The organism is Fulvivirga sp., from assembly GCF_040218215.1.
Taxonomy (GTDB): Bacteria; Bacteroidota; Bacteroidia; order Cytophagales; family Cyclobacteriaceae; genus Fulvivirga.
The window spans coordinates 320,558-341,329 of sequence record NZ_JAVJQL010000013.1; the positions used below are offsets into that span (position 1 = coordinate 320,558).

General features: G+C 38.8%; 23 protein-coding genes. 11 read left to right on the forward strand and 12 right to left on the reverse strand.

Annotation, left to right across the window (positions count from 1 at the left end; translation table 11 throughout):
• Position 1 precedes the first annotated feature (1 nt).
• Genes RIB54_RS08550 through RIB54_RS08570 form a run of 5 tightly spaced genes read right to left on the reverse strand, consistent with a single transcriptional unit; the run spans position 2 to position 3,879 of the window.
• Entirely contained in the window at positions 2–799 is a 798-nt protein-coding gene (locus RIB54_RS08550; protein WP_350069470.1) for an SDR family oxidoreductase, read from the reverse strand.
• Entirely contained in the window at positions 796–1,242 is a 447-nt protein-coding gene (locus tag RIB54_RS08555) for a thioesterase family protein (protein WP_350069473.1), read from the reverse strand. The genes RIB54_RS08550 and RIB54_RS08555 overlap by 4 nt, the downstream gene beginning before the upstream one ends.
• Positions 1,243–1,245: 3 nt before the next feature.
• Positions 1,246–1,746 carry a dihydrofolate reductase gene (locus tag RIB54_RS08560; RefSeq protein WP_350100506.1) on the reverse strand — a complete coding sequence of 167 codons (501 nt, stop codon included), beginning with the start codon at positions 1,744–1,746 and terminating at the stop codon, positions 1,246–1,248.
• Positions 1,743–2,663 carry a methionyl-tRNA formyltransferase gene (fmt, locus tag RIB54_RS08565; RefSeq protein ID WP_350100507.1) on the reverse strand — a complete coding sequence of 307 codons (921 nt, stop codon included), beginning with the start codon at positions 2,661–2,663 and terminating at the stop codon, positions 1,743–1,745. Before fmt ends, RIB54_RS08560 begins: the two co-directional genes overlap by 4 nt.
• Positions 2,664–2,697: 34 nt before the next feature.
• Entirely contained in the window at positions 2,698–3,879 is a 1,182-nt protein-coding gene (locus RIB54_RS08570; protein ID WP_350100509.1) for an exo-beta-N-acetylmuramidase NamZ family protein, read from the reverse strand.
• A gap of 114 nt (positions 3,880–3,993) precedes the next feature.
• Between RIB54_RS08570 and RIB54_RS08575 the strand changes: the two genes are divergently transcribed.
• Together RIB54_RS08575 and RIB54_RS08580 are read left to right on the forward strand one after the other, a co-directional pair.
• A complete protein-coding gene (locus tag RIB54_RS08575; protein ID WP_350100510.1) occupies positions 3,994–5,214 on the forward strand; it encodes an ABC transporter permease in 1,221 nt (406 codons plus the stop codon).
• 52 nt (positions 5,215–5,266) lie between these two features.
• Positions 5,267–5,686, forward strand: coding sequence for a (4Fe-4S)-binding protein (locus tag RIB54_RS08580; RefSeq protein ID WP_350100511.1), 420 nt, complete (start codon positions 5,267–5,269; stop codon positions 5,684–5,686).
• On the opposite strand, the gene RIB54_RS08585 is transcribed toward RIB54_RS08580, so the two are convergent.
• Entirely contained in the window at positions 5,683–5,952 is a 270-nt protein-coding gene (locus tag RIB54_RS08585) for a hypothetical protein (protein WP_350069491.1), read from the reverse strand. The two genes, RIB54_RS08580 and RIB54_RS08585, sit on opposite strands and share 4 nt — an antisense overlap.
• Before the next feature lie 258 nt (positions 5,953–6,210).
• Positions 6,211–6,951 carry a polyprenol monophosphomannose synthase gene (locus RIB54_RS08590; RefSeq protein ID WP_350100513.1) on the reverse strand — a complete coding sequence of 247 codons (741 nt, stop codon included), beginning with the start codon at positions 6,949–6,951 and terminating at the stop codon, positions 6,211–6,213.
• A gap of 126 nt (positions 6,952–7,077) precedes the next feature.
• Here RIB54_RS08590 and RIB54_RS08595 point away from each other — a divergent pair, with 126 nt between their 5' ends.
• Positions 7,078–7,581: a D-glycero-alpha-D-manno-heptose-1,7-bisphosphate 7-phosphatase gene (locus RIB54_RS08595; RefSeq protein ID WP_350069497.1), complete on the forward strand. Its 504-nt coding sequence runs from the start codon at positions 7,078–7,080 to the stop codon at positions 7,579–7,581.
• On the opposite strand, the gene RIB54_RS08600 is transcribed toward RIB54_RS08595, so the two are convergent.
• Positions 7,578–8,972 (reverse strand): type III PLP-dependent enzyme domain-containing protein, encoded by a 1,395-nt coding sequence (locus RIB54_RS08600; RefSeq protein ID WP_350069500.1) that lies wholly within the window; start codon positions 8,970–8,972, stop codon positions 7,578–7,580. The genes RIB54_RS08595 and RIB54_RS08600 overlap by 4 nt on opposite strands.
• Positions 8,973–9,142: 170 nt before the next feature.
• Between RIB54_RS08600 and RIB54_RS08605 the strand changes: the two genes are divergently transcribed.
• The 5 genes from RIB54_RS08605 to argS are packed head-to-tail and all read left to right on the forward strand — an operon-like array spanning position 9,143 to position 15,311.
• A complete protein-coding gene (locus RIB54_RS08605; protein ID WP_350100514.1) occupies positions 9,143–10,060 on the forward strand; it encodes a dimethylarginine dimethylaminohydrolase family protein in 918 nt (305 codons plus the stop codon).
• Complete coding sequence (gene ctlX / locus RIB54_RS08610; RefSeq protein ID WP_350100516.1) at positions 10,060–10,998, forward strand: citrulline utilization hydrolase CtlX; 939 nt, start codon at positions 10,060–10,062, stop codon at positions 10,996–10,998. Before RIB54_RS08605 ends, ctlX begins: the two co-directional genes overlap by 1 nt.
• Positions 10,999–11,002: 4 nt before the next feature.
• The gene (locus RIB54_RS08615; RefSeq protein ID WP_350066708.1) at positions 11,003–11,977 is read left to right on the forward strand and encodes a deoxyhypusine synthase family protein; all 975 of its coding nucleotides are present in this window, start codon (positions 11,003–11,005) and stop codon (positions 11,975–11,977) included.
• Between the two features lies 1 nt (position 11,978).
• Positions 11,979–13,517, forward strand: coding sequence for a GNAT family N-acetyltransferase (locus tag RIB54_RS08620; RefSeq protein WP_350100518.1), 1,539 nt, complete (start codon positions 11,979–11,981; stop codon positions 13,515–13,517).
• Complete coding sequence (gene argS / locus RIB54_RS08625) at positions 13,518–15,311, forward strand: arginine--tRNA ligase (protein ID WP_350100519.1); 1,794 nt, start codon at positions 13,518–13,520, stop codon at positions 15,309–15,311.
• Between the two features lies 1 nt (position 15,312).
• Here the strand turns inward: argS and RIB54_RS08630 are convergent, their stop codons facing one another.
• Positions 15,313–15,687 (reverse strand): hypothetical protein, encoded by a 375-nt coding sequence (locus tag RIB54_RS08630; RefSeq protein WP_350066702.1) that lies wholly within the window; start codon positions 15,685–15,687, stop codon positions 15,313–15,315.
• A 69-nt stretch (positions 15,688–15,756) separates the two neighbouring features.
• Between RIB54_RS08630 and RIB54_RS08635 the strand changes: the two genes are divergently transcribed.
• From RIB54_RS08635 to RIB54_RS08645, 3 genes are all read left to right on the forward strand, one after another.
• Positions 15,757–16,647 (forward strand): 1,4-dihydroxy-2-naphthoate polyprenyltransferase, encoded by an 891-nt coding sequence (locus RIB54_RS08635; RefSeq protein ID WP_350100520.1) that lies wholly within the window; start codon positions 15,757–15,759, stop codon positions 16,645–16,647.
• A gap of 87 nt (positions 16,648–16,734) precedes the next feature.
• Positions 16,735–17,577 carry a universal stress protein gene (locus RIB54_RS08640; protein ID WP_350066698.1) on the forward strand — a complete coding sequence of 281 codons (843 nt, stop codon included), beginning with the start codon at positions 16,735–16,737 and terminating at the stop codon, positions 17,575–17,577.
• A gap of 82 nt (positions 17,578–17,659) precedes the next feature.
• Positions 17,660–18,397 (forward strand): TMEM175 family protein, encoded by a 738-nt coding sequence (locus tag RIB54_RS08645; RefSeq protein ID WP_350100521.1) that lies wholly within the window; start codon positions 17,660–17,662, stop codon positions 18,395–18,397.
• Here the strand turns inward: RIB54_RS08645 and RIB54_RS08650 are convergent.
• From RIB54_RS08650 to RIB54_RS08660, 3 genes are all read right to left on the reverse strand, one after another.
• Entirely contained in the window at positions 18,394–19,239 is an 846-nt protein-coding gene (locus RIB54_RS08650) for a 1,4-dihydroxy-2-naphthoyl-CoA synthase (protein ID WP_350100522.1), read from the reverse strand. The genes RIB54_RS08645 and RIB54_RS08650 overlap by 4 nt on opposite strands.
• Positions 19,240–19,306: 67 nt before the next feature.
• Entirely contained in the window at positions 19,307–19,819 is a 513-nt protein-coding gene (locus RIB54_RS08655; RefSeq protein ID WP_350100523.1) for a GNAT family N-acetyltransferase, read from the reverse strand.
• 8 nt (positions 19,820–19,827) lie between these two features.
• Positions 19,828–20,424: a hypothetical protein gene (locus RIB54_RS08660; RefSeq protein WP_350100524.1), complete on the reverse strand. Its 597-nt coding sequence runs from the start codon at positions 20,422–20,424 to the stop codon at positions 19,828–19,830.
• Positions 20,425–20,772: the final 348 nt, after the last annotated feature.

The window sequence follows — 20,772 nt, forward strand, 5'->3', positions numbered from 1 at the left end:
GTTATCTCACTTTGGCTTTCCTTAAAACTTTGGCAAATAGATTAGGGAAAAGCCTTTTCAAATACACTCCGTATTTTTCCTTGCCACCGATATAAACTTCATTCTTTTCCTTCTCTAATGCTTTGATCATTTTTTTTGCAAAGACATCTGCCGCCATACCATTGGCCTGGGCATCGTCCATTTTGTTGAGCGCATCACCAGTTTCAGTCAGCGCATTGACAGAAACATTGGTTTTTATAAAACCGGGACACACCATAGTGACCTTAATGTTGTCTTTGAAGAGTTCTGCGCGTAATGAATCAAAGAAGCCATGTAAGGCATGCTTGGAGGCAGCATAACCTGAGCGATAGGGCGACCCAAACTTGCCCACAAGGCTGGAAACCACTGCTATATGTCCTTGTTTTCTTTCTGTGAAATGCGGGAGAAGATATTTGGTAAGGGCAATAGTGCCAAAATAGTTGACCTCCATAAGTTTTCTGTCCACCTCAAGACTTGTTTCGGCAGCCAAAGAGCGCTGACTTATTCCACCATTATTGATCAGGATATCAACATGCCCAAAAAGCTGGACAGCGGCTTCAGTTATCAGTTTAAGGGAATTGGGCTGAGCCAAATCCAGAGGAAGCAGCTCGATATATTTTTGAGCCTCAGCAGGGCAGGAGCTCTTTACCCTTTCCAGTTCTGTTTTTCTTCGTGCGGAAAGTATCAGTCTGGCACCCTTTCTGGCCAATTCATAAGTTATGGCCTCACCAATACCCGAGGAGGCGCCAGTTATCCAAATAACTTTATCTTTTACTTTCATTTTGCTGACTCTAAGATGAAATCTTCAGTTTTAGGCATCGATAAAAACCAGTCAGCTATCTCTTTTGGAGGTATGGCCAGTTTCCTTTGTAAAATATCTAACCATGCACCATCTACTTCTATAATTGCTGCTTTAATGCCATCAGACCGAAACATTTCATGACGGAATGACCATCGACTGCCATCAGCACGGGATTTAGACAAAGCCGCAGTGATGGTAATACTTCCTTCCATGCCTACCTCACGTAAAAATTTTGTTTCTTCACGAAATAGGATGGGTCCCATTTTCAGTTCTTCTAGCTTGCTCATGGTCAAGCCGGCTTCTTCTAAAATCTTCACACGCATGTGAGCTGCATAGTCATTGTAAGCAGAGTGGCGCATGTGCCTGTTAGGGTCAAGGTCTGCCCATTTTACTTCAAATTCTTTGGTAAGTGGTTTATCCATGGGCTATTTTCTGGCATAGGTTACAAAGTCAAAAGCATATTGATGTTTTTCATCAATACCATGTGGAATTCTTTCGATTTCTTTCCACTCATTTTTATCAAATTCCGGAAAGAAAGCATCACCCTCAAAAGTGCCTTTTACTTCGGTGATGTACATGATATCGGCAATTTCCAGTCCGAGCTTGTAGATTTCTCCACCTCCAATAATAAAGGCTTCCTTTTCATTGTTGATGCGGGCTATTTCTAATGACTGATGTAATGAATTAACAACATGAGCACCCTCAACCTTAAGGTCTTTCTGCCTGGTGATAATGATATTGGTCCTGTTAGGCAGTGGGCTGAATTTGGGAGGCAGCGATTCAAAATTCTTACGCCCCATAATCACATGGTGGCCAGTGGTCTTTTGCATGAAGAACTTCATATCGTCCGGTAGCCGCCATACCAGATCGTTGTCCTTACCTATTACCCCGTTTTCGGCTACTGCCGCTATCATTGATATTTTCATACTTTATTCCCTCTTAAAAACTCTTCAATGCCCATACGCTTTTTGCCTTCTATTTGAAGTTCACTAACATTTAAGCAGCCATCAGCTGTTACAAAATGCAAATAGGTTTTTCCATCAGATACATAATCACCAGATGACTTTCCATTAGGTCTTTTTCCAACTTTTGAGGCTTTATATATTTTTAAATTCTTATCGTTTATTGTAGTCCAGGCAGCAGGGTAGGGAGATAAACCCCTTACAAAATCATAAACTGTGACAGTTGGTTGATCCCAATTAATTTCACAGGTCTCACGGAATATTTTTGGAGCAGATCTCAACTCCTGATTTTCATCCTGATCAACCTGAGGGTAATCTTCATTGGCTATGGCCTGCACTGTTTTTAATACCAGCCCTGCACCTTTTGCCATTAGTCTGCCATAAAGATCACCTACCGTGTCATCTTCATGTATAGTTTCTTTCTCCTGAAAGATGATTTTGCCTGTATCTATTTCATGCTGTAAAAAAAAAGTTGATACTCCTGTTTCTTTCTCACCATTAATAATAGCCCAGTTGATAGGCGCTGCACCACGATATTGCGGAAGGAGGGAAGCATGCAGGTTAAAAGTTCCTATTTCAGGCATATTCCAAATCATTTCAGGGAGCATTCTAAACGCAACTACAACCTGAAGATTGGCGTTGTAGCTTTTCAACTCTTCTATAAACTCTGGTGATTTTAAATTGGTAGGCTGCAGAACAGGAATGTTGTGTTTTACGGCACAATCCTTAACAGGTGATGTTGATAACTGCTGGCCCCGGCCCTTTGGTTTGTCGGGTGCAGTAATAACAGCTACTACATTAAACCCGTTTCCAATTAGTATTTCCAGAGAGGGAACTGCAAATTCTGGCGTTCCCATATATATGATTCTTAAGTCTTGCATATCTTAAATAATTGCAGCAAAACTAGCCATACTGCTATTCAAAATCTTTATAAAGCAGGTACTTCTTTCGCATGACCATATAGGTGTCAAGGTCTGATTTCCAAGTTGCTTTAATAGCTACTTCGCTCATTCCTGCTTTGATCTGTTGCATGGTTTTATCAGTACCCATCAGCAAATTGAAATAGTTGGTTTTGAGAAAGAAGGACTCTTTGTCTTCAAATTTATTATAGGCATCCAAAAGATATTTTAATGTGAATTCATGTTTCACATCTTTGTCTTCAAATGAATAGCCATAACATTTTTGATTCTCCAGTGGTGGTTTAGCAGACATGTCGGGAATGGAGACAGGAGTAAAGGTGTGTTTTAAATCTGTGAAAGATGGGTGCCCATACTGTATAAACGGCTTGTAAGTCCCCCGGCCAACACTTATGGCAGTACCCTCAAATAGAGCTAGCGATGGATACAGGATAATAGATTTATCACTTGGCAAGTTAGGCGATGGTTTTACTGGCAAAATATAGGGCATAGAATGATCATAGTTTTTAACAGGTATAATCGTCAAGTCGCACTTTTTATCTCCTGTCCAACCTTCGCCATGGATCATCTTAGCCAGCTCGCCAACAGTTAGTCCATGTACAGCAGGCAAAGGCAAAGCACCTACATAGGAAGAGAAAGCAGAGTCAAGCATGGGGCCATCTACCAGCATGCCATTGGGGTTTGGTCTATCCAACACTATAAATTTAGTCCCCGAAGCAGCACATGATTTCATGGCATAAGCCATAGCACTTATGTAGGTGAAGAATCGCACACCTACATCCTGAATATCGAAGATCAGCACGTCAACTCCTTCAAGAAGTTCTACAGGCAGGCTTTTATTTTTTCCGTACATCGATACAATCGGAATGCCCGTTTTAGGATCTTTGGTATTGTCTATGGTGGCTCCATCTGGTCTGTCACCTCTAAAACCATGCTCTGGAGCAAAGACCTTTACAATATCGACATCATTACTTAGAAGCGTGTCTACCAAATGTGTTTTACCCACTAAAGAAGAGTGGTTGGCCAGTAGTGCAACTTTTTTGTCTTTTAATAAGGGTAAGTATTCATCCAAACTTTCGGCCCCTACTCTAATGGTTTTATCGGGTGCTTGATTTTGCTCTTGTTGTGCTTTGCAACTTGAAGAGATGATAATTAAGATGAGAAAAAAATAATGCCGCATTAATATTTATGTTTTACAATTACATGCCCTCCATGTTGTAAAAGAAAGGGATAAAGTACTTTTTACATTTTTGTTTTCTTTTACTTTGAGGCACGCTAAAATTAATCAAAACGGTTGAACCTTTCATATTTCATAGCCAAGCGAATTGCTGATAATGAAGAACAGAGTTTTTCATCCACTATTCACAAAATAGCTATAGGAAGTATTGCTGTTGGTTTAGGAGCTATGATTGTGTCATTCCTTATCCTCAGAGGCTTTCAGGATACGGTAAGGGATAAAATTTACAGTTTTAGTGCTCACCTGCAGCTAACAAAATACACACTTGATAATTCATTTGAAGAGGTGCCAATATCACTTAATACTGGGATTTTCACCAACCCTGAAGATTTTCCTTATGTCAGGCATGTGCAGGAGTATAGCCATAAGGCAGGTCTTATAAAGGCTGAAGATGAGGTACTAGGCATAGTATTTAAAGGAGTTAGTGCCCGGTTTGATACTGCAAACTTCAATACCAACCTAATTGAAGGTAGGTTTATCGAATTTGATTCAGATGACTATTCCAAGGAGGTAGTTATTAGTAAAGTTATTGCAGACAAGCTCAATATTGAACTTAATGAGGATATACTGGTTCATTTTTTTCAAAATCCTCCAAGGGTAAGAAGACTTACTGTGGTGGGTAAATATGAAACCAATTTGTCCGAGTATTATGATAATAAATTCATCATCGGGGATATTGACTTAATTAAGCGTCTTAATGACTGGCCAGATTCATTGGCTGGTGGACTTGAAGTGTTTGTTAATGATGTAGATAAAATGGACGAAGCTGAAGAGCAGCTCAATGCCACTGTACCTTTAGATTTATATGTAGAAAAGGTCAGTGACAAATATATTCAGGTGTTTGAGTGGCTTTTTTTGATCAGCCGACAGGTCAATATATTCTTAGGCATTATACTTTTTGTAGTCTGTGTAAATATGGTTTCCATCATCCTTATCCTTATTATGGAACGCACACAAATGATTGGCCTGCTAAAGTCTTTTGGTGGCACAGATGCTCTTATCAGGAGGATATTTAGTTACAGCGGTGTTCAGCTCATTTTTAAAGGGCTTGTACTTGGCAATATTTTGGGGTTAACAATTTGCGCACTGCAATATTACTTTCAGGTCATCAGATTAAATCCTGCGGACTATTACATGAGTTATGTGCCAATTAGCTGGAATTGGGACATTGTGATAGCGCTTAACCTACTTACTTTTGTTATTGTCACCCTGATAGTGGCTCTACCTACCGCTGTAATTGCCAGAATTAAACCAATCAAAAGCATCAAGTTTGATTAGCCATTGATAAAGACAGTATTAATGTATAAATTGATGAAATAACAAACACTCTATGGACGTAAAAAAGGAATACACCAATGGAGACATTACCGTGGTTTGGCAACCAGGAAAATGCATTCATTCAGAAAACTGTTTTCACGGACTCCCTAACGTATTCAAGCCAAAGGAGAAACCCTGGATTGATACCTCTGGGGCAACAAGTGCTGAAATGATGAGCCAGGTTAACAAGTGCCCATCTGGTGCACTCTCGGCTTATGTAAATAGTGAAAAATCAAAAGAAGAAGTTATGAGCAAGATTAAGATACAGGTCTTTGAGAATGGGCCGTTAAGAGTAACTGGCGATTTGGAAATAACTCATAAAGACGGGTCATCAGAAGTGAAGGAGACTGCTGCATCTTTCTGTAGATGCGGACATTCTTCAAATAAACCTTTCTGTGACGGATCGCACAAAAAAGAAGGTTTTATAGGCTAATTACCAGAAGTTTGGTCAAGGTAATGTTTCAGTAAAGTCATAAAAGATTGCAGGCCGTAGCTAATAATAAACGAGCGTATCTGCCTCATCTCCATGTCTGACATTATGAAATGGTTAATAAAGAATTCATAACGGGCATTATCGTTAGTAAGACTGTTTAAGTGATCTCTATCCCTCTTATTCTGAAGTATCATCACCATTTTAGCCTCAAACCCTTCAAATGGCAATAATTTACTTTTGGCCGTTTCCTTTATTAGTGTAGTCATAAATCTCTCTTATAGTACTGATTAATCTTACTCAATGGTAAGTAAAAAGCTAAGCTTTTAAAAACCTGTAAGAGCCCAAAAATTGGGAAAGGATTAGGGAAAATGAATCTATTTATTAGGTGAATTTACCTAATGGAAAACGATTGAAATAATAATAACTACTTGTAAATCAGATATTTATGATTTTTTGCGATTGAACAAAATTGAAAAATGAATTTTTTTAATTTTTGTTTTGTGTATATTATCCCTTCGGTATGATTAAGCTGGGACATATTTCTTGAAAAGGCTATCTACTTTCATCTTGATCACACCAAAAAATGCTTCTTTGAATATTGATCCTGACATTTTGGATTTTCCTCTGGTACGATCAGTAAAAACAATAGGCACTTCACTGATCTTAAAGCCAAATTTGAGTGCGGTAAACTTCATTTCTATTTGAAAGGCATAACCAATAAACTTAATGTTCTCTAAGTCAATCGTTTGCAGGACAATGCGCTTAAAACAAACAAAACCTGCTGTTGTATCATTGACTGGCATACCGGTGATAAAACGAACGTAAATACTGGCAAAATAGGACATGATAACCCTACCCATTGGCCAGTTTACTACGTTAACACCTGATATGTACCTCGAGCCAACAGCTACATCACTGCCGCCTGTTGTGCATGCTTCATACAGCTTCAATAAGTCTTTAGGATTATGAGAGAAATCAGCGTCCATTTCAAAGATGTAATCATAGCCTTTTTCAATCGCAAATTTAAATCCTCGGATATAAGCAGTGCCCAAACCTAGCTTGCCCTGTCGCTCAATTAGATGCAGCGTTCTATTTGGCAATCCTGCCGCTTGAATTTCCTTAACAATTTCACCCGTTCCATCAGGTGATCCATCGTCAACTATCAGAATATCAAAGGGTTTGGGTAAATTAACGACCGCGTCTATGATCAGACGAATATTGTCTTTTTCATTAAAAGTTGGAATAATTACTAGACTGTCGTTCACTTAAAAAGATTTAATGCAGGGTTTCAAAAATAATAAATACTCTTCAATCTTTCTGACCTTTTGATCAATTTTCTACTCATTATACTATTTTTGAGATTTAATGTTGTATCAAAAAATCTCATTATTTTGAATAAATGTATTTTCCTTGACCGTGATGGTGTTTTAAACAAAGATTTTGTCGATTATGTTTATTCTGAAGAAAAGTTATTTATTTTATCAGGAGTTGAAAATGCTCTTGAATCTTTGAAAAATGCTGGCTACTTACTAGTAATCATCACCAATCAATCAGGTATTTCACAAGGTATATACACAGAAGAGGATATGAATAATGTTCACCGAATTATTCAGGAAAAATGTGGAGGTGTTATCGATGATATATATTTTGCTCCGGGCCACCCTTCAAAATCAGAAAGCCTTTCCAGAAAGCCAGGCTCATTAATGTTTGAGCGCGCCATTGCCAGGCATAATATTGATATAGGTCTGTCATGGATGGTTGGCGACAAACATAGAGACTTGGTGCCTGCCAAAAAGTTAGGAATCAAATGCATCCAGGTGGATCATTCAGACAGCATACTGGCAGATTACAAAGTTGCAGATCTGCCAGCTGCCGTTGAAGTTATATTAGGTTAATACCCTAATGTTTTTAACATCGAGTCGCTGGTTTGCTCATCAGCAAACAGGCTGGTAGTTATTTCACCTTTATCATTTTTATCTATCAATACGTGCTTAGGTGCAGGTATCAGACAGTGTTGAATGCCACCATAGCCTCCTAAAGACTCCTGATAAGCCCCTGTATTGAAGAAGCCGATATACAATGGTTCACTCTGGTTAGAATCCTGCATCGGTAAAAACACTTCACTCGTATGCGACTCAGAGTTATAATAATCCATACTATCACAAGTCAGGCCGCCAATATTCACTTTGTGATACATGTTGTCCCACTTGTTTAACGGAAGCATAATGTACTTCTGATTCAGTCCCCACGCATCAGGTAAATGAGTGATGAATGACCCATCAATCATGTACCACAATTCTTTATCGTTCTGAAGTTTTTCATTCATTATCGAATATAAAACCGCGCCACTTTCACCCACTGTGAAACTTCCAAACTCTGTGAAAATATTAGGAACAGGAACATTGTTTTTTCCACAAATCCATTTGATATTTTCAATGATCTGCTCAACCATGTATTTATAGTCGTACTCAAAGTGCAATGAAGCCTTGATAGGAAAACCACCACCAATATCTATGGTGTCAAGTTCCGGACACTCCTTTTTAAGTTCACAATATTTGAAGATGAACCTGCTCAACTCACTCCAGTAGTAGGCAGTGTCTTTGATTCCTGTATTAATAAAGAAGTGAAGCATCTTAAGCTTCGCCTTTTTGCTTGGCTTAATCTGATCTTTATAGAGATGATTGATATCGCTATAGCGAATACCTAAACGAGAAGTATAGAACTCAAAGTTTGGTTCCTCATCAGCGGCAATTCTGATGCCTACGTTGTAGCTGCCTTTTACATGTTCTTCATAATGGCTAAGCTCTGTAAGGTTGTCCAAAATAGGGATGCAGTTCTTGAAGCCATCATTCAGCAGTCCTGTAATATTATCCCTGTAAAGAGGCCTTTTAAAGCCATTGCAAATAACGAAAGTGTCCTTGCTTATTTTCCCATTCTCATAAAGCTTTCTCACAATTGGAATATCATAAGAGGAGGAAGTTTCGATATGGATATCGTGTTTTAAGGCTTCGTTTAATATGAAACTGAAATGCGATGATTTAGTGCAATAACAATAGGTATATGAACCTTCGTACTTATGTTTTTTAAATGCATCTGCAAAAAGCTTTTTTGCATATCTTATATTCTGACCAATTTTTGGCAAATAGGTCAGCTTTAGTGGTGTGCCATACTGCTTAATAATATCCATCAAAGGGACATCATGAAAGTACAATTCGTTATTGGTGACCTGGAATTCTTTCTGTGGAAAATAGAAGGTCTGCTCTATTAAATCAACGTATTTTTTCAATGTCTATCTAGTTTTACTTAATGCAATTTTAATGAATAGGTGTTAATAACTATACTAATTTCCTATTTCCTTGCGGGATAATATAACAGTATCTTTTTAAATATCTAATGTTATGGTTTGAAATGCGATATACTTACATTTGCGACCTGAAATTGATAACTCAATATTTTATGATAGATGTCCAAATTTTAGACGAAACGGCTCCATTAAAAGCGGTGATTTTAGGTTCTGCAAAGGGAATCGGAGAAGAACCGGATTTAGAGGATGCGTATGATCCTAAAAGTAAGATGCATATAGAGGCAGGCACATTTCCTGTAGAGAAAGATATGGTTTTGGAGATGGATGCCTTTGAGGCCGTTTTAAAAAAATATGGCGTTGAAGTGTACCGGCCACAGGTTATCGAGAATTATAACCAGATTTTTTCAAGAGACATTGGATTTGTTATCGAGGATAAGTTCGTTAAGCCAAGAATTCTGAAAAACAGAAGACGGGAAATTGAGGGCATACAATACATTATAGATAAGATACCTGAAGACCAGGTAATAAATGTGCCTGAAGGTGTGCAGATAGAAGGTGGTGATGTGATGCCCTGGCATGATCATATCTTTGTTGGGTTTTCAAAACAGCCTGATTTCGATGAGTATATTGTAGCCAGAACTAATGAAGATGGGGTGAAGTTTTTAATGGATACTTTTCCGACTAAAACTGTTAAAGCCTTTGAGCTTCATAAGTCTGATGACAATGCCTACGATAATGCGCTTCACTTAGATTGCTGCTTTCAGCCGGTAGGTACAGAGAAGGCCATTATTCATAAAGAGGGCTTTAAAAATGAAGAAGATTATCGCTTTTTGGTAGACTTCTTTGGTAAGGAAAATGTATTTGATATCACCAAAGAAGAGATGTTTGATATGAACTCAAATGTCTTTTCGATATCGCCAAAAGTTGTAGTGTCAGAAAGGGGATTTACAAGGCTTAATAATCAGTTAAGGGATTGGGGGTTGACTGTAGAAGAAATTCCATATTCAGAGATTGCTAAAATGGAAGGCTTGTTAAGATGCTCAACACTACCATTAAAAAGAGAATATTGATGGAGACTAAACAGAGTACAGATACAATAATGATGATCAGGCCTGTTCGTTTTAGAATGAACGAACAAACGGCTGTAAATAACTATTATCAAAAAGTATTAGATGGTCTCACGGCAGATCAGGTACAGGAAAAGGCTTTGGCCGAATTTGATGACTTTGTAGCAAAGTTACGTCTAAAGGGAGTGAATGTTATTGTAGTAGATGATACCGTAGATCCGGATACCCCTGATTCTATATTCCCTAACAACTGGATATCCTTTCATGATGATGGAAGAATCGGCTTGTATCCTATGTTTGCTGAAAACAGAAGATTGGAAAGAAGAAGTGACATTATTGAAAAACTGAGGGATCAATTTTCAGTAAGTGCTCTTGTTGACTTCACCGAGTTTGAAAGCTCAAATGTCTTTTTGGAAGGCACTGGCAGCATGATACTGGACAGGCCGAATAAGATAGTTTATGCCGCCATGTCTGAGCGTACCCAGGAGCAGCCACTTGATGAGTTTTGTGAGGCTTTTGGCTATGAAGCTGTTAAATTTGTGGCTAATCAGGATGTAGATGGCAAAAGACTACCTATATATCATACTAATGTAATGATGTGTGTAGCCGATGAATTTGCTATATTATGTGTTGATAGTATTGATGACCAAAATGAAAGAAAGGCGGTTATTGATAAACTTGAAGGCACTGGTAAGGAGGTTATATCAATATCTGAAGATCAGAAACACCATTTTGCAGGCAATATGCTGCAGGTACGATCAAAAGATGACGAACTATATTTGGTGATGTCCGGAGTGGCATACCAATCATTAAACAAAGATCAAATCAATAAAATAGAAAAATACTGCCCAATAATCCACAGCTCTTTAGACACAATTGAAGCCCTTGGTGGTGGAAGTGCAAGATGTATGATGGCGGAAGTATTTTTACCCAAAAAATAAGATTATGGCAAACAGTCCAATTTCAGATTTCATAGAACACCACTATCTGCACTTTAATGCAGCAGCTCTGGTGGATGCAGCTAAGGGCTACAAAAAGCATTTGGCAGAAAATAAAAAAATGTTGATCTCTTTAGCCGGAGCAATGAGTACTGGCGAGTTAGGAAAATCATTATCAGAGATGATCCGACAGGACAAGGTGCATATCATTTCCTGCACAGGTGCTAACCTTGAGGAGGATGTAATGAACCTTGTGGCGCATTCACATTATAAAAGAGTGCCTAATTATAGGGATTTAACGCCTCAGGACGAGTGGGATTTGCTGGAAAAGGGTCTTAACCGGGTTACAGATACCTGCATTCCTGAAGAAGAGGCTTTCAGAAGAATTCAAAAGCATATTTTCAAAATATGGAAAGATGCCGAAGATAATGGTGAAAGAATGTTCCCTCATGAATTCCTATTCAAGTTGTTGAATTCAGGCGTGATGGAGCAGTACTATGAAATTGATCCTAAAAACAGCTGGATGCTTGAAGCTGCCAAGAAGAACTTGCCAATGGTAGTGCCTGGATGGGAAGATTCTACTCTTGGAAATATCTTTGCCAGCTATTGCATCAAGGGTGAGCTGAAGCCTTCTACCATGAAGTCAGGAATAGAGTATATGACATTTCTTGCTGATTGGTACACCAAAAACGCTGAAGACAAAGGTATCGGCTTCTTCCAGATTGGTGGAGGTATTGCTGGTGATTTTCCTATTTGCGTTGTGCCAATGCTTTATCAGGATATGGAAATGGAGAGTATTCCATTCTGGAGTTATTTCTGTCAGATATCTGATTCTACTACAAGTTATGGATCATATTCCGGGGCGGTTCCTAATGAGAAAATAACCTGGGGTAAGCTCGATATCACTACTCCCAAATATATTGTAGAATCTGATGCAACAATTGTTGCCCCATTAATTTTCGCCTATATATTAGGTTGGTAAAATGGAAACTAAAACTACAGATAGCGGATCATACCTATTAAATATTCGAAATCTCTCTATAGATGATTACGAAACTATGATTGAGGTCATGGACAGGAGTTATCCTTCCATGAACGAGACATGGGACAAAAGACACATCCAAAAGCTGTTAAGTATATTTCCTGAAGGGCAGATTTGTGTTGAGGATAACGGTGTCTTAGTGGCGTTTGCCCTTTCGATTGTTATCGACTATTCAATGTTTGGTGATAACCATACTTATGCTGAGATAATTGGTAAAAATGCCAGTTTTGATTCACATACTGATGAAGGTGACACCCTGTATGGTATCGATGTTTGTGTTGATCCTGAATATCGGGGATTACGGTTAGGAAGAAGGTTGTATGACGCGCGTAAAGAACTTTGTGAGAACCTGAACCTTAAGGGCATAGTGGCAGGTGGCAGAATGCCAAATTATCATAAGCATAGCAAAGAGCTCTCTCCAAAAGAGTATATTCAAAAAGTTCGTGAAAAGGAGATCTATGATCCGGTATTGTATTTCCAGATGAGTAATGATTTTCACGTTAAAAAGGTGTTGAGAAATTACCTGCCTGATGACAAGGACTCGAAGCAAAATGCAGTTTTAATTGAGTGGAACAATATTTACTATCAGGATAATATTGATATTGGCGCTGCGAAATCTCATGCCCGAATTGGCGTAGTGCAGTGGCAACTAAGGACAGTAAGAAACCTGGAGTCATTTTTTGAAAATGTAGAGTTTTTCGTTGATGCAGTAAGTGGTTACAAGGCAGATTTTGTTCTTTTTCCAGAGCTCTTCAATGCGCCATTAATGGCTGAGTTTAATGAAGATAATGCTGCTACTGCTATTAGGAAACTAGCTGGTTATACTGATGAAATAAGTGAGCGATTGCAGCAATATGCTTTAGAATATAATATCAATATTATTGCTGGTAGCATGCCTGTTTATGAAGATGAAAAGCTTTACAATGTAGCTTATCTGTTCCGCAGAAATGGCACATTCGAAACACAAAAGAAAATACATGTTACTCCTGCAGAAAGACAAGACTGGGGAATGACAGGCGGTGATAAGGTACAGGTGTTTGATACCGATGCAGGCAAAATAGGCATTTTGATTTGTTATGATTCAGAATTCCCTGAATTGGGCAGAATTTTAGCTGATCAAGGTTTACAAATTTTATTTGTTCCTTTTGCTACTGACATGCAAAATGGATACTTAAGAGTTAGAATTTGTTCGCAAGCCAGGGCCATAGAAAATGAGTGTTACGTAGCCATATCCGGTAGTGTTGGCAATTTGCCCAAAGTGGTTAATATGGACATCCAATTCGGACAGTCAGCGGTGTTTTCACCTTCTGATTTTGCTTTTCCATCTAATGCAACTGTTGCTGAAGGCACACCAAATACTGAAAATACAATTATCTGCGATGTAGATCTTAATGATCTGAAACATTTGCACACACACGGAAGTGTAAGAAACTTAAAAGACCGTAGACACGACCTCTACGCCATTAAATTGAAGAAATAAATGAACATAGAAAAGAGTCTTCAACAAGACATCTCAAAGGCATTTGCCAGCTTATTTCAGGCCGAACTAAAAGCAGAGGAAATCGCACTGCAACCAACCAGAAAGGAGTTTGAAGGCTCTCATACTTTTGTGTGTTTTCCATATGCCCGACTTTCAAAGAAAAACCCTGAAGAAACTGGAAAGCTCTTAGGTGCCCATCTTGTTGAGCATTCTCAGTTAGTTGAAGATTTTAATGTTGTTAAAGGTTTCCTTAATCTGGTGTTGAACGATACTACATGGATTGGGACTTTTAAGGATATTTTCAATGCTGAAAATTTCGGCTTTCATCCAGCTAATGGTAAGGAAGTGATGATCGAGTATTCATCACCGAATACTAACAAGCCATTGCACCTGGGGCATTTGAGAAACAACTTTTTAGGCTGGTCCGTTGCGGAGATTTTGAAGGCCAATGGTTATAATGTTCATAAGGTTCAGATTATTAATGACAGGGGCATTCACATTTGTAAATCAATGGTAGCATGGCAGCTTTTTGGTGATGGTGAGACTCCGGAATCATCAGGCAAAAAGGGGGACAAGCTTGTTGGTGATTACTATGTGAAGTTCGATCAGGAGTATAAGAAGGAAATTGCTGCTTTAGAGGCCAAAGGTATGGCTAAGGAGTTGGCTGAAAAGGAAGCACCAATTTATAAAAAAGCTCAGGAACTGCTTTTAAAGTGGGAGAACAAAGAGCCTGAAGTTTATCAGCTTTGGGAAACCATGAATGGCTGGGTGTATGATGGTTTTGACGTGACTTACAAAACCATGGGTGTTGATTTTGATAAACTCTACTATGAATCAAACACTTATTTGTTAGGTAAGGAACAGGCACTAGAAGGAGTTGAAAAAGGCGTTTTCTTTCAGAAGGAGGATGGATCGGTTTGGGTTGATTTAACTGACGAAGGGCTTGATCAGAAATTGCTGCTTAGGGCTGATGGCACGTCAGTTTACATGACCCAGGATATAGGCACGGCCATTTTAAGGTTTACCGATTTCCCTAAGATCTCAAAGCAGATTTATACTGTGGGTAATGAGCAAGAATACCATTTTAATGTCTTGTTCAAAATACTCGCCAAACTAGGATATTTATGGGCTAAAGAGTGCTACCATTTGTCTTATGGCATGGTTGACTTACCTACTGGCAAAATGAAGTCCAGGGAAGGAACAGTAGTAGATGCTGATGACCTAATGCAGGAAATGGTAGATACAGCGAAGGCCCATACAACTGAACTAGGCAAAGTTGATGATTTCACCAAGGAGCAAGCTAAAGAACTTTATGAAATATTAGGACTGGGTGCATTAAAGTACTTTTTGCTAAAAGTTGATCCAAGAAAACGCATGCTTTTTGATCCGGAAGAGTCTATACAGTTCCATGGAAATACAGCTCCATTTATACAATACACCCATGCCAGAATATCAGCGATTTTAAGAAAAGCTGATCAACTGGGTATCAGGCCAGATTACAATTCTTTCGATAATCTAAGCTCCTTGCATGGAAGTGAAGTAGGAATAATAGGCACACTTTCTGACTACCCGAAAAAGGTAAAGGAGGCTGGTGAAAACTATTCACCAGATGTGATAGCCCAATATGTGTATGATTTAGCCAAAGATTACAATCGATTCTATCAGGAGATATCTATTTTCAATGAAGAAGATCAGGACGCTTTAAAGTTCAGAATTGCTTTGTCATCAGTGGTTGCACAGACTATTCAAAAGGCAATGGGCTTGTTAGGCATCAAGGTGCCGAGCAGGATGTAGGTTAAAATATCCTATAGCTGATAAGTTTATTCAGTCTGATGTTGGTAGTGGTTCTCTTTAATGTGCCGTGTACATCAAAATCATAATTGGTGCTAATCATTAACTTCTTAAAGTTGATCACCGAAGTTTGAGTTTCACCGATCCATACATCCTTGGCAGGGCCAAATTGACTCTGCATTATCGGATTGCTAATTTTTGAATGAGTGGTTAAAGTCTGTAATTCGAAGCCTGATTTGAACTTAGTGCTTTTTACATGTTGAAAATCACTTGTTAAAAAGGATGGAGCCTCATAGGTGAAATCACTTTTGATTTGCGCCATTGAAAAGGAAACAATAAGCGGGAGAAATATTATACTTAATAGCAGTTTCTTTTTCATGGCAGTGTATTTTTGTGAATGCTCTAAAGGGCTAGTGTATAAATATAATTATTTTAATTTGTTTTGGCAATGAAGAAATGGCTTTCGGCATTTAGGTTGAGAACACTTCCCCTAGCACTTTCCAGCATAGGAATGGGTAGTTTTTTGGCTGCTGCCGTAGGACAATTTAGGTGGAGTATTTTTGCTCTTTGTGCCCTTACTACCATCTTCTTGCAGATACTTTCTAACCTTGCCAATGATTATGGCGATACCGTAAATGGGGCGGATAGCGAGCATCGTGAAGGGCCTCAAAGGGCGGTTCAATCAGGGGAGATTTCTTTAAATGCAATGAAGGCGGCCATTGCTGTTTTTATTGTACTGTGCCTTATCTCAGGAATATTGTTGCTTTATGTTTCGTTTGGGCTAAACATGCAGGCCTTCTTGTTTTTCTTCGGCCTCGGTATATTGGCAATATTTGCCGCTATAGCTTACACGGCAGGCAGAAAACCATACGGCTATATGGGCCTTGGTGATTTGTCGGTTTTGACTTTTTTTGGTTTGGTAGGGGTGATGGGGTCCTACTATCTGTATACTAATTCCATAAGTCTGGATTTGATTTTACCTGCTATTTCATGCGGCTTGTTTTCTGTAGCAGTGCTAAATGTGAACAACATCAGGGATATAGAATCTGATAAAAAAGCCGGTAAATATTCTATTCCGGTAAGGATAGGCCGGGAAGCAGCAGTGAGGTATCATGTCGCTCTTATTCTTTTTGGCGTTTTGGCCTCGGTTGTATATTGTTTTATCAATTACCACTCCATAAGCCAATTTTACTTTGTGGCTGTCACACCGCTTTTTGCCATTAATATCAAAGCTGTTAAGAACAAAAGAAGTGCTAAAGAGCTTGATCCTTATCTTAAGCAAATGGCCTTGTCCACTTTGGCATTTATCCTGTTTTTTGGCTTTGGTCAACTTCTATAAATGACAACAGTCAGTTTCTTGGTTGATTTCCTTCATGGAATGGCTTATTTTCTTTATTCAAATTTGAAGTAAGAAAATACTACACACATGAAAACTATACTTGTCCCTACCGATTTTTCCAAGCAAGCTGAAAACGCTACAGCCATAGCCGCTAAGTTGGCCGAAAAAACCAAGTCTTCGATTATTTTACTTCACGTTATTGAAGATAATGCCATCTCTATGGTCAGCTATACAGGTGAAATTGCCATGCCTGGTATTGAAGACCGATTGTATATCTATAAACTGATAGAAAAAGCTAAATATCAGTTTCAGGAGCTAAGGAAGAAATACCCTGCTATAAAATTTCAGGAAGAAATAAAAATCGGCAATCCGTATTATGGGGTTCAGGAGATTATCAAAGATTTTGATATTGACCTTATTGTAATGGGCACCAAGGGCTCAAGTGGTATACAGGAATTCCTGGTAGGTTCTAATGCCGAGAAAGTTGTAAGGCATGCTAAATGCCCCGTTTTGACTATTCATGATAATATCGAAGAACTCAAATTAAGTACAGTTGCATTTGCAACCGATGGTAAAATTGGTGGTGGTGAACATTTGGATGTGGTAAAAGCACTTAGGGAGTTCTATAATTTTGACATTTATCTGGTGCGTGTAAATACCCCAAATAATTTCCTTACCGATCGTGATTCTACACTAGAGCTTAAGGCATTTGCAGACAACAATCAGATAGACAATTATAAGTTAAGGATTTATAATGATGTGTCTGAGGAGGAGGGGATATTACATTTTGCCAATGAAGTTGATGCCGATTTGATAGTGATGGGAACGCACGGAAGAACCGGTCTGGCGCATTTGATAGGTGGCAGTATAGCTGAGGAAGTAGTAAATCATACAAAAAAGCCAGTCCTCACATATGCTATAAAGCATTAATAGTGTTAGTAAATTTTTGTTGTCATTATTCAATTAGCTATTTTGAACGGTAATGATTTAACTGTTTAAACATCAAGCTAATATGGTAAGGCAAAAGCTGAAGGCTTCCCCGTTAGGTATCAATCCTGAATTTAAGAATAGGGGCGAAGAACAGACAAGGATTGAAACATTCAGTGATGCCGTTTTTGCATTGGCAGTTACATTGCTGGTATTATCGTCTACCGTACCAACTACTTATGATCAGCTTCTTGAATCATTTGTAAACATTATTCCATTTGGTATCTGCATTACCCTGCTTATGATGATTTGGTTTCAGCACTATATCTTCTTTATTAGGTATGGGTTTAAGGATTTGAAGATAGTTGTGATCAATTCTTTTCTACTGTTTCTGGTTCTGACATACATCTACCCACTCAAGTTTTTGTTCCAGATGCTTGTGCACCTTTATATCGCCCTGATTGCAGGAGATCAGGCAGCACTAGACCTGATATTTACAGATGTAATCCAGCCTGATCAGATGACAAGCTTGATGGTGATTTATGGACTAGGTGCGGCAGCGGTTTTTAGTACGCTGGGCATTATGTATGTACTTGCTTATAAACGAAGAGATGATCTAAAACTGACTGTTTTAGAAGTCTTTCACACTAAAACAAATGTATACTACAACTTCCTAATGGCCACTGTGCCCCTGATCTCTGTTTTCTTTGCTTTGGTCTCTAATGCCTTTATAGCAGGTATCAGCTATTGGTTATATGGGCTGATTATGCCTTTGTTCGGCTACCTAAGACGTAAAAAAGGATTGAAGCTAGTTAAGCGTTAGGTACTCACTCTTGGGAACTTACTGAAATCAGGCTTTCTTTTCTCTAAAAATGCATTCCTTCCTTCTTCTGCTTCCTCCGTCATGTAAGCGAGCCTTGTAGCTTCACCTGCAAACACCTGCTGGCCAACCATGCCATCATCTGTAAGGTTGAAAGCAAATTTCAGCATGCGAATTGAAGTTGGAGATTTAGCCAAAATTTCCTGTGCCCATTGGTAAGCAGTATCTTCCAACTCGTCATGAGGGATAACGGCATTCACCATGCCCATTTCATAAGCCTCTTGTGCAGAATAATTTCTTCCTAAAAAGAAGATTTCACGGGCTCTTTTCTGGCCCACCATTTTGGCAAGGTACGCTGAACCGTATCCTCCATCAAAGCTAGTTACATCAGCATCGGTTTGTTTGAAGATAGCATGTTCTTTACTGGCTAAAGTCAGATCACAAACCACATGCAAGCTATGGCCACCACCAACAGCCCAGCCAGGCACCACGGCAATAACAGCTTTTGGCATAAATCTTATCAATCGCTGCACCTCAAGGATGTTGAGTCTGCCGACACCGCTTTCATCTACATAACCACTTTTACCTCTGGCTTTTTGATCACCACCAGAGCAGAACGAATAAATACCATCTTTTGAAGAAGGTCCTTCAGCGGAAAGCAGCACTACTCCAATATTCGGGTCTTCCCGTGCATCCAAAAATGCATCGAAAAGCTCAGCAGTAGTTTTAGGCCTGAAAGCATTACGCACATCGGGTCTGTTGAAGGCTATTCTGGCCGTAGCACCAGATTTTTTATAGGTAATATCAGTATATTCTTTGGCGGTTATCCAGTTGGCTTTTTCCATTGAGTTACAATTTTTTGAAGGAGTAAAACTAAGAAATTAGGGTTTTAATTTTGGCGACTTGCTCAAATTAATGCGTTAGCTCAAAGGTCTTATCGGTGCTGCCGTTGAAAGGAGGTATTTCATTAAAGCCTAGTCTGGTTAGAAGCTTTGAGCTATTAGCATTTTTCTGAGCAGTAATGGCATAAAGCTTTGGTATTTTTAGCACTTCAAAAGCATACTTAATTACAGTTTTGCTCGCTTCATGTGCCAGGCCTTTTCCGTTATATTCGGGTAGCACGGCAAAACCCAAATCAGGGTATTCTAAATAGTCACGCTTGAAAAGACCGCAAATACCGATAAGCTGATCAGTTGATTTTAACTGGATCATATAAGGGCCATATCCAAAGGTTTTATACCTGTCTAATGCCCAGGTTTGAATAAAACTTTTAGCGCCCATTTCATTGTGCACATTTCTGTCACCCACAAACTGTAGCCAGCCAGGCGTATTGACTAAGTTTAAAATGAAAGGGGCATCTTGAAGTGTAATTTTTCTCAGGATAAGCCGATCTGTTTGTAATAAAAAAGGAATTTTATCGCTCACTTCATTTGTCATCTAGTAAAAACCGTCCGCAATAAAACCAATTTGTTCCGCAGCAAAAAGAGTAGTAAATAATAAATAATTGCCCAAACTATCATGCCAAGGGCATCTTCACCACCAAAGAGGTATTCTGCTATTAAAAAACCAAAGCCAGCGCAAATCATATAAATAAAGAACCTCCCGAAAGTGATCATGATTTCTCCCATTAAATCATCTTTCTTGTTTTTAGTATGAGGCACGTTCATTCTTGAATATATAATCAAAACGAAAATTATGGCTGTCCACCAGGCACCAAAACCTATTGCAATAGCTAATATGAAAAGAAAGTAAAAAGCACCAGTAGCCAAAAGAAGAAGATTTTTGGTGCTTTCATTTGTAGAAAAGAATAGTGCTACCGCAATACCTACATTGGAGTGGATCATCAGGAATTCAACGATGATATAATTGCCAAAATTCTCAACTGTACTATAGTCTAGAAAACCGGCTGAGCATAATACTCCAAAATACATGCAGGCTGAGAGCAGTTCCGGGTTTATGTATTTGGTAATTTGACCGAACACAAAACCCCTGGAAATACTGTTTACAATAGTTGACGCTAAACCTGCCATGGTTAAATATAGTGAAGATGTATCAAATATGATCGTCACTCACTACGCAACGCAGTGGAGTGAGAAGTCTCGCTATTATAAAGTATGTATTTTCTTCAAAGGAGATGTCTCGTTCCGTTGCACTCCATATCGACATGACGAATGCTATTAGGTACAGTATTTAGTAAGGGGATAAGGTTTGGAAACGGCAAGATTTACGGAGGCACGAAGAGACTGTAAATTAAACTCTGTCTAAGAAGATTTTAACAATTAACTTAGATAGACAATGACACAAGAAGAGATTGACCAATTACAGAGCAAAGCACTTGCTCAGTTCAAGTCAGGCAAATCCCTATTCGGTAAGGATGG